The organism is Streptomyces sp. NRRL B-24572 (assembly GCF_002156145.1).
In the GTDB taxonomy this organism is placed as follows: Bacteria; Actinomycetota; Actinomycetes; order Streptomycetales; family Streptomycetaceae; genus Streptomyces; species Streptomyces vietnamensis.
Genome location: NZ_MWIG01000378.1, coordinates 1 through 7,350, shown reverse-complemented (window position 1 = coordinate 7,350; position 7,350 = coordinate 1). Strand labels below are relative to the sequence as shown.

Below are 7,350 nucleotides of genomic sequence, written 5' to 3'. Positions count from 1 at the left end.
GCCAGGGCGGCGGCCAGGCCCCTGGCGGTCAGGGCATGGGTCAGGCTCCTGGCGGTCAGGCTCCTGGCGGTCAGGCTCCCGGCCAGGCCGCCGGAGGCAGGGCGCCCGGTGGTGGTTTCGCGCAGCCTCCCGAGGGCGTCCGTCCCGGCACCGTCGGCGGTCTCCTCAACAGCGCCAATGTCGGCACCAAGGCCAAGCAGAAGCTCCTGGCCGACGCCGACGACTACACCTGGGTCGCCGCCACGATCGGCGCCCAGAACGCCGCCGGCTACCAACTCGCCACCGAGAAGCCGGTGATGGCGATCGGCGGCTTCAACGGCAGCGACCCGGCCCCGACGCTCGCGCAGTTCAAGCGGTACGTGGCGGAGGGGAGGGTCCACTACTTCATCGCGGCCGGCGGCGGCTTCGGCGGCGGCAACTCCGCCATCTCCACCTGGGTCGCGGAGATCTTCGAGAAGGTCACGGTCGACGGCGCCACCTTCTACGACCTGACCAAGCAGAAATAACCGCTATACAGCGTACGAGACCTCCTATACGGTGTACGAGCCTTGGCCTCGTACACCGTATAGGAGTGCTGTATGACAACCCCCGCCCGCCATCCACAGCGCTGGCTGATCCTCGGCGTCATCTGTCTCGCCCAGCTCACCGTCCTGCTCGACAACACCGTCCTCAGCGTCGCCATCCCCTCGCTGACCTCCGAGCTCCACGCCTCCACCACCGACATCCAGTGGATGATCAACGCGTACTCGCTCGTCCAGTCCGGCCTGCTGCTCACCGCCGGCAACGCCGCCGACCGCTACGGCCGCAAGAAGCTCCTCGCCACCGGTCTCGCGCTCTTCGGCCTCGGCTCGCTCGCCGCGGGACTCGCCGACTCCACCGCGCAGCTGATCGCCGCCCGCGCGGGCATGGGCGTCGGCGGCGCGCTCCTGATGACCACCACCCTCGCCGTCGTGATGCAGATCTTCGACGACGCCGAGCGGGTCAAGGCCATCGCGCTGTGGGCGACCGTCGCCTCGCTCGGCTTCGCCGGCGGCCCGCTGATCGGCGGCGTGATCCTGAACCACTTCTGGTGGGGAATGATCTTCCTGATCAACATCCCGGTCGCGGTGATCGCCCTCGTCGCCGTCCTGAAGCTCGTCCCCGAGTCCAAGAACCCCCAGGGCGACCGCCCCGACCTGCTCGGTGCGCTCCTCTCCACGATCGGCATGACCGCCGCCGTGTACGCGATCATCACCGGCCCCGGGCACGGCTGGACCTCGGCCGAGGTGCTCGTCCCGGCCGCGATCGGCGTCGTCGTCCTCGCCGCCTTCGCGCTGTGGGAGCTGCGTGCCCCGTACCCGATGCTCGACATGCACTTCTTCCGCAACCAGAAGTTCGTGGGCGCGGTCGCCGGAGCGATCCTGGTCATGTTCGGCATGGGCGGCTCGCTCTTCCTGCTCACCCAGCACCTGCAGTTCGTCCTCGGCTACGAGCCGCTCGAAGCCGGTCTCCGGATGGCGCCGCTCGCGCTGACCGTCGTCGCGCTCAACCTCACCGGCGTCGGCCCGCGGATCGTGATGAAGCTCGGCACCCCGCCCACGGTGGCCGCCGGCATGACCCTGGTGGCGGCCGGGCTCGGCTCGATCGCCCTGCTCGGTGGCGGCGCGGACGGCACCTACTGGGGCATGCTCCTCGGCCTGGTCCTGATGGGCATCGGCCTCGCCGTCTCCAACCCCGCCATGGCCAACGCGATCATGAGCGCGATCCCGCCGGAGAAGGCGGGCGTGGGCGCCGGGATCAACGGCACCCTGGCCGAGTTCGGCAACGGCCTGGGCGTCGCCGTCCTCGGAGCCGTGCTCAACGCCCGCTTCGCCGCCCTCGTCGCCGTCACCGCGACCTCCCTCCCGGCCGCCCTGGCCGCCGCCGGCGGCGAGGCCGAGCGCCGGCAGATCTCGGACGCCTTCGCCTCCGGCCTCCAGGCCAGCCAGCTCGTCGGCGCGATCGCCGTCTTCGCCGGCGGTCTCCTCGCGGCGGCCCTGCTCAAGCGGGCCGAACGCGCGGAGAAGGCCGTGACCGCCGAACAGCCGGTCGCTGCCTAGCATGGTGACGGACCGCTGACAGACGGAGGAGCGCGATGGTCAAGGCAGCCGATCGGGCCAAGAACCCGACGCGTTCCAGCGTCTGGCTGGAGAAGAGAGCCACCCGCAGCGGCGGCGGCCCGGCCGGGCTCGACCGGGACCGGATCGTCGCCGCCGCGGTCCGGATGCTCGACGAGGAGGGCCTCGCCAAGCTGTCCATGCGCAAGCTCGCGACCGAGCTCGGCGTCACCGCCATGTCCCTGTACTGGTACGTGGACACCAAGGACGACATCCTCGAGTACGCCATGGACAGCGTCTACGGCGAGATCGACCTCGCGGCGGTCGACGCGGCCGAGGACTGGCAGGGCCGGATCCGGCTGCTCGCCCTGGACTACCGGCGGATGCTGGTCCGCCACGGCTGGATGTCGCCGAGCGCCGGCCAGTACCTGAACATCGGCCCGAACGCGATCGCCGTCGGCCAGAAGATCCACGACACGGTCGCGGAGACCGGCCTCTCGCTCGACCGGCGGCCGAGCGCGATGTCGGCGGTCTTCCAGTTCGTGTACGGCTACGGGACGATCGAGTCCCAGTTCGGCCGGCGCGCGGCGGAGGCCGGGATGTCGCAGGACGAGTTCTACGTGGACTCGGTGAGCGCCTTCCGGGAGGATCCGGACCTCACGGAGCAGATCGAGGGCCTGAGGGAGATCCTCGACGAGCGGACCTCGCACGACAGCCTCAGCGAGATCTGGGACCGCGACTTCGGCTACGCCCTGGACGTCCTGATCGCCGGCATCGAGGTCATGGTCGCGCGCGAGGCCTCGCACGACACGGAGAAATGACGGAGCGGCGGGCCGTCCCCTGCCCGCCGCTCCGTACCGGACCCGGCCGCGCCTCCGCTCGAAGCGCGCCCGGGAGTCTTCTACTTCGTGTCGGCCTTCGCCGCGTTGCTCTTCAGCGCGACCTCCTTGATGAACAGCGTCACCACGAAGGCGAGCAGCGCGAACGGCGCCGAGTAGAGGAAGACGTCGCCGACGCCGTGCCCGTACGCGTCCTCCATGACCGTGCGGATCGGGGCCGGCAGCTTGTCCATGTCGGGGATGCCGCCGCCCGAGCCGCCCTTGCCCATGGCGGCCGCGGCCTTCGGGCCGAGCTCGGCCAGGCCCTCCTTGACGTAGTTCGTGACCCGGTGGGCCATGACCGCACCGAGCGCCGAGACACCGATCGCACCGCCCAGGGAGCGGAAGAAGGTGACGACGGAGGAGGCGGCGCCGAGGTCGGCGGGGGCCACCTGGTTCTGGGTGCAGAGCACCAGGTTCTGCATCATCATGCCGAGGCCGAGGCCGAGGACCGCCATGAAGAGCGCGATGTGCCAGTACGCCGTGTCGTAGCGGATCGTGCCGAGCAGGCCGAGGCCGCCGGCGGCGAGGGCGCCACCGCTGACCAGCCAGGCCTTCCAGCGGCCGGTCTTGGTGATGATCAGGCCGGAGACCGTCGAGGAGACGAACAGGCCGCCGATCATCGGGATGGTGAGGACGCCGGACATCGTCGGCGACTCGTTCCGCGCCAGCTGGAAGTACTGGCTGAAGAAGACCGTGCCGGCGAACATCGCGACACCCACGAAGAGCGAGGCGAGCGAGGCGAGGGTGATCGTCCGGTTGCGGAACAGGCGGAGCGGGATGATCGGCTCGCTCGCCTTGGACTCGACGAACACGAAGACCGCGCCGAGGAGGACCGAGCCGCCGACCATGGCGGCCGTCTGCCAGGACATCCAGTCGTACTTGTCGCCCGCGAAGGTGACCCAGACGAGGAGCAGGGAGACGGCGGCGCTGATGAAGAAGGCGCCGGCCCAGTCGACCTTGACCTGGCGCTTCACGACGGGGAGCTTCAGGGTCTTCTGCAGGACGATCAGGGCGATGATCGCGAAGGGCACGCCGACGTAGAAGCACCAGCGCCAGCCGAGCCAGTCGGTGTCGGTGATGACGCCGCCGAGCAGCGGGCCGCCGACGGTGGCGACGGCGAAGGTCGCGCCCAGGTAGCCGCTGTACCGGCCGCGCTCACGCGGGGCGATCATGGCGGCCAGGATGATCTGGGAGAGGGCGGTCAGACCGCCGACGCCGATGCCCTGGACGACGCGGCAGGCGATGAGCATGCCGGTGCTCTGCGAGAGACCGGCGACGATCGAGCCCGTGACGTAGACGATCAGGGCTATCTGGACGAGCAGCTTCTTGGAGAAGAGGTCGGCGAGCTTGCCCCAGAGCGGGGTGGTCGCGGTCATCGCCAGGAGGGAGGCGGTGACCACCCAGGTGTAGGCGGACTGGCCGCCGTCCAGGTCGGTGATGATCTGGGGGAGGGCGTTGGAGACGATCGTCGAGGACAGGATGGCGACGAACATGCCGAGCAGCAGCCCGGACAGCGCCTCCATGATCTGCCGGTGCGTCATCGGGGCGGCGTCGCCGCCACCGCCGGTACCGGTGACGCCGTCCCGCGCGCCGGTGTCGGGCGTGGTCGTAGCCATGAACTTCCTTTTTCTCAAGCGTGGTGGGCCTGGACCCGGCAGTCCCCGAAGGAGTCGCGGAGTCGGCCGAGCAGGTGGGTGAGGAGTTCGACGTCGTCGTCGGACCACTCCGCGAGGTGACGGGAGAGGGCCTCGGTCACTCGGCGGTCGAGCTCGCCGAGCATCGCGTGACCCGGTTCCGTGAGTCGCAGGATGCGGGAGCGCTTGTCGTCGGGGTCGGGCAGCCGTTCGAGCCAGCCGTGGTCCACGGTGTGGGCCACGTGGCGGCTGCACACGGACATGTCGACGGACATGAGTTCGGCGAGCCGGCTCATCCGCATGGCGCCGTGGTGGTTGACCAGGGCCAGCACGGCCGCCGGGCCGCCCTGGCACTCGAAGGGCAGGACGCGCGCGAGACCGCGCTTCACGGCTCCGAACGCGCTCACCGAGCGGGCGAGCTCCTCGTACATGCCCTGCGTCGCCATCGGTCCCCCGTCCATCTTGTTGCTTAGGGCAACCATAGAGATGGATGGTTGCTTCAGGCAAACTAAATCGGTCAAACGGCGCTAAAGAATCGGCAAAGGCGAGTGGGTGGAGCCGGGGCTTGGGGCCCCCACCCCGACTTCGCTAGGGTCCTGGCCCATGGCACACAACCCGCAAGCACCGTACGGCCAGGGCCAGCCCCCTCAGGGCCCCGAGGGTTACGACCCCGCCGGCAGCACCCAGATGTTCCGCGCCTTCGTCGACGAGGGCACCCCGCAGCGGCAGCAGCCGCAGGCCGCGGCCGCGTCGGGCGGCCCGCGGGTCGGCCTGATCGTCGGTGTCGTCGCCGTGATCGCCGTCCTGGCGGCCGTCGCCTGGCTGGCGCTGGGCTGACCGCTCCGTACCCCCGTAGAGGTGGGCCGGGTCCGCATCGCGCGGACCCGGCCCACCTTTTCATGTGCTTACGGACATGTGCTTACGGATACGCGCTTACGGAGTCGAGCGAGGGCGCGAGCACCGCGAAGGCCTCCCCGATCAGCGCGCCCGGAGCGGGGCGCGCTGCCCCAGCTGTACGCGGCGACCGATCCGTCCGTCGCGGGCGGCGAGTTCATCGGGCCGGACGGCCTGGGCGAACTGCGGGGCGTCCCGACCCGCGTACGCCTCTCCGACGCGGCGGCCGACCCCGGGACGGGCCGCCGGCTGTGGGAGGAGTCGGAGCGCCTGACGGGCGTGCGCTTCCCCGGTCTCTAATTCCCTGGCGCACCCGACCTAGGGCCACTAGGTTGTTTCCTAGACCTCCTAGGAAAGGATTCCGGTGCGCGCGGGAATCACCGTCGACGGCCTCGTACGGGCCGCAGCCGAGATGGCGGACGAGGGCGGCCTCGACAAGGTCACCGTCTCGGCCCTCGCCCGCCGCTTCGGCGTCAAGGACGCGAGCCTCTACTCGCACATCCGGAACCTGCGGGACCTGCGGGTGCGGCTCGCGCTCCTCGCCTCGGGCGAGATGAACGACGCCATCGGCGCCGCCGTGGCCGGCCGCTCCGGCAAGGAGGCGCTCGTCGCCTTCGCCGACGCCTACCGCGACTACGCCCTCGCCCACCCCGGGCGGTACGCGGCCACCCAGCAGCGGATCGACCCGGCCGAGGTCGCCGACACCGCCGTCTTCCTGCGGGCCGTCGAGCTCACGTACGGCATGCTGCGCGGCTACGGCCTGGTCGAACCCGACCTCACCGACGCGGGCCGCCTGCTCCGCAGCACCTTCCACGGCTACATCCACATCGAACTGAGCGGCGGCTTCGCGCACTCCCGCCCCGTCGCCGATTCCTGGGCGCGCTCGCTCGACGCGCTCCATCACGTCCTGGAGAACTGGGGGAACGGTTCATGAACGTCGGAACGCTGAAGGTCCCGGGAGCCACCCTCCACCACGAGACGCGCGGCACCGGCCCCGTCCTCCTCCTCGTCCCCGGCGGCGCGGGGGACGCCGGGCTCTTCGAAGGGATGGCGGACCTGCTCGCGGAAGCCGGGCACACGGTGGTCTCCTACGACCAGCGCGGCCTGTCGCGCAGCCCGCTCGACGGTCCCCTCGGCGACCAGCGGGTGGCCGAGTGGAGCGAGGACGCCCTCGCCGTCCTGGACGCGGTCTCGCCCGACGAGCCCGCGTACGTCTTCGGCAGCAGCTCCGGCGCCATCGTCGCCCTCGCCCTGCTCGCCGCCCACCCGGACCGGGTGCGCCGGCTCGTCGCCCACGAGCCGCCGCTGGTGGAGCTGCTCGCCGACCCCGCCCCGTACCGCGACCACTTCGCCGAGGTGCGCGAGCTGCACCGCACGCAGGGGCTGGGGCCCGCGATGGCCCGGTTCTCCGAGACGCCGGACGGTCGGAAACCGGAGCGGCAGCACGGCGAACTGCCCGCCTCCATCCGGCCGATGGCCTCCCGCATGGCCGCCAACATGCCGGTGTTCCTGGAGCACGTCCTGTGCCCCTTCTCCTCCTCCGTCCCGGATGTGGACGGCCTGCGCGCCGCCGCCGGGAAGCTGACGCTCGGCATCGGGCGGGAGTCGGCGGGTCAGGAGGCGCTCGTCGGGCCGTCCCGGCGGATCGCGGAGCTGACCGGGGCGGAGACCGTCGAGTTCCCCGGCGGACACGTGGGCTGCGTGGAGCACCCGGCCGAGTTCGCGAAGGTGCTGGTCAGCGCCATGTCGCGGTGACCTCGCGGGTGTCGACCCGCATGCCGATCGGCACCCGCCAGGAGTCCACGCACACCGTGTACGTCTGGGTCCGCGCCGTCCCGGCGGCGATCGGCGCGGACCCAGACGTAC

The 7,350-nt window shown here is 71.1% G+C and carries 7 protein-coding genes and 2 pseudogenes; 7 read left to right on the top strand and 2 right to left on the bottom strand.

What is annotated here, in order from left to right; genetic code table 11:
- From CCN56_RS22590 to CCN56_RS22580, 3 genes and pseudogenes are all read left to right on the top strand, one after another.
- Nucleotides 1-506: pseudogene (locus CCN56_RS22590) on the top strand (glycosyl transferase); the annotation flags it as partial.
- Between the two features lie 72 nt (nt 507-578).
- Nucleotides 579-2,078: a DHA2 family efflux MFS transporter permease subunit gene (locus tag CCN56_RS22585; RefSeq protein ID WP_086829462.1), complete on the top strand. Its 1,500-nt coding sequence runs from the start codon at nt 579-581 to the stop codon at nt 2,076-2,078.
- Between the two features lie 35 nt (nt 2,079-2,113).
- Nucleotides 2,114-2,896, top strand: a complete 783-nt coding sequence (locus tag CCN56_RS22580; protein WP_086829460.1) for a TetR/AcrR family transcriptional regulator C-terminal domain-containing protein — start codon at nt 2,114-2,116, stop codon at nt 2,894-2,896.
- A gap of 80 nt (nt 2,897-2,976) precedes the next feature.
- Here CCN56_RS22580 and CCN56_RS22575 read toward each other — a convergent pair whose 3' ends face one another.
- Nucleotides 2,977-4,572, bottom strand: a complete 1,596-nt coding sequence (locus CCN56_RS22575; protein WP_086829458.1) for an MDR family MFS transporter — start codon at nt 4,570-4,572, stop codon at nt 2,977-2,979.
- A gap of 14 nt (nt 4,573-4,586) precedes the next feature.
- Nucleotides 4,587-5,036: a MarR family winged helix-turn-helix transcriptional regulator gene (locus CCN56_RS22570; protein ID WP_086829456.1), complete on the bottom strand. Its 450-nt coding sequence runs from the start codon at nt 5,034-5,036 to the stop codon at nt 4,587-4,589.
- A 157-nt stretch (nt 5,037-5,193) separates the two neighbouring features.
- Here CCN56_RS22570 and CCN56_RS22565 point away from each other — a divergent pair, with 157 nt between their 5' ends.
- The 4 genes and pseudogenes from CCN56_RS22565 to CCN56_RS22550 all read left to right on the top strand — a co-directional run bounded on the left by CCN56_RS22565 (nt 5,194) and on the right by CCN56_RS22550 (nt 7,239).
- Nucleotides 5,194-5,427 (top strand): hypothetical protein, encoded by a 234-nt coding sequence (locus CCN56_RS22565; RefSeq protein ID WP_086829454.1) that lies wholly within the window; start codon nt 5,194-5,196, stop codon nt 5,425-5,427.
- Between the two features lie 150 nt (nt 5,428-5,577).
- A pseudogene (locus CCN56_RS44755) lies at nt 5,578-5,784 on the top strand (short-chain dehydrogenase); the annotation flags it as partial.
- A gap of 58 nt (nt 5,785-5,842) precedes the next feature.
- Nucleotides 5,843-6,418, top strand: coding sequence for a TetR/AcrR family transcriptional regulator (locus CCN56_RS22555; protein ID WP_086829452.1), 576 nt, complete (start codon nt 5,843-5,845; stop codon nt 6,416-6,418).
- Entirely contained in the window at nt 6,415-7,239 is an 825-nt protein-coding gene (locus CCN56_RS22550; RefSeq protein ID WP_086829451.1) for an alpha/beta fold hydrolase, read from the top strand. The genes CCN56_RS22555 and CCN56_RS22550 overlap by 4 nt, the downstream gene beginning before the upstream one ends.
- Nucleotides 7,240-7,350 lie beyond the last annotated feature (111 nt).

Bases quoted from the DNA above. Each gene is read 5' to 3' on its own strand.
- CCN56_RS22585 (WP_086829462.1), top strand. From the start codon at position 579: ATGACAACCCCCGCCCGCCATCCACAGCGCTGGCTGATCCTCGGCGTC.
- CCN56_RS22580 (WP_086829460.1), top strand. From the start codon at position 2,114: ATGGTCAAGGCAGCCGATCGGGCCAAGAACCCGACGCGTTCCAGCGTC.
- CCN56_RS22575 (WP_086829458.1), bottom strand. From the start codon at position 4,572: ATGGCTACGACCACGCCCGACACCGGCGCGCGGGACGGCGTCACCGGT.
- CCN56_RS22570 (WP_086829456.1), bottom strand. From the start codon at position 5,036: ATGGCGACGCAGGGCATGTACGAGGAGCTCGCCCGCTCGGTGAGCGCG.
- CCN56_RS22565 (WP_086829454.1), top strand. From the start codon at position 5,194: ATGGCACACAACCCGCAAGCACCGTACGGCCAGGGCCAGCCCCCTCAG.
- CCN56_RS22550 (WP_086829451.1), top strand. From the start codon at position 6,415: ATGAACGTCGGAACGCTGAAGGTCCCGGGAGCCACCCTCCACCACGAG.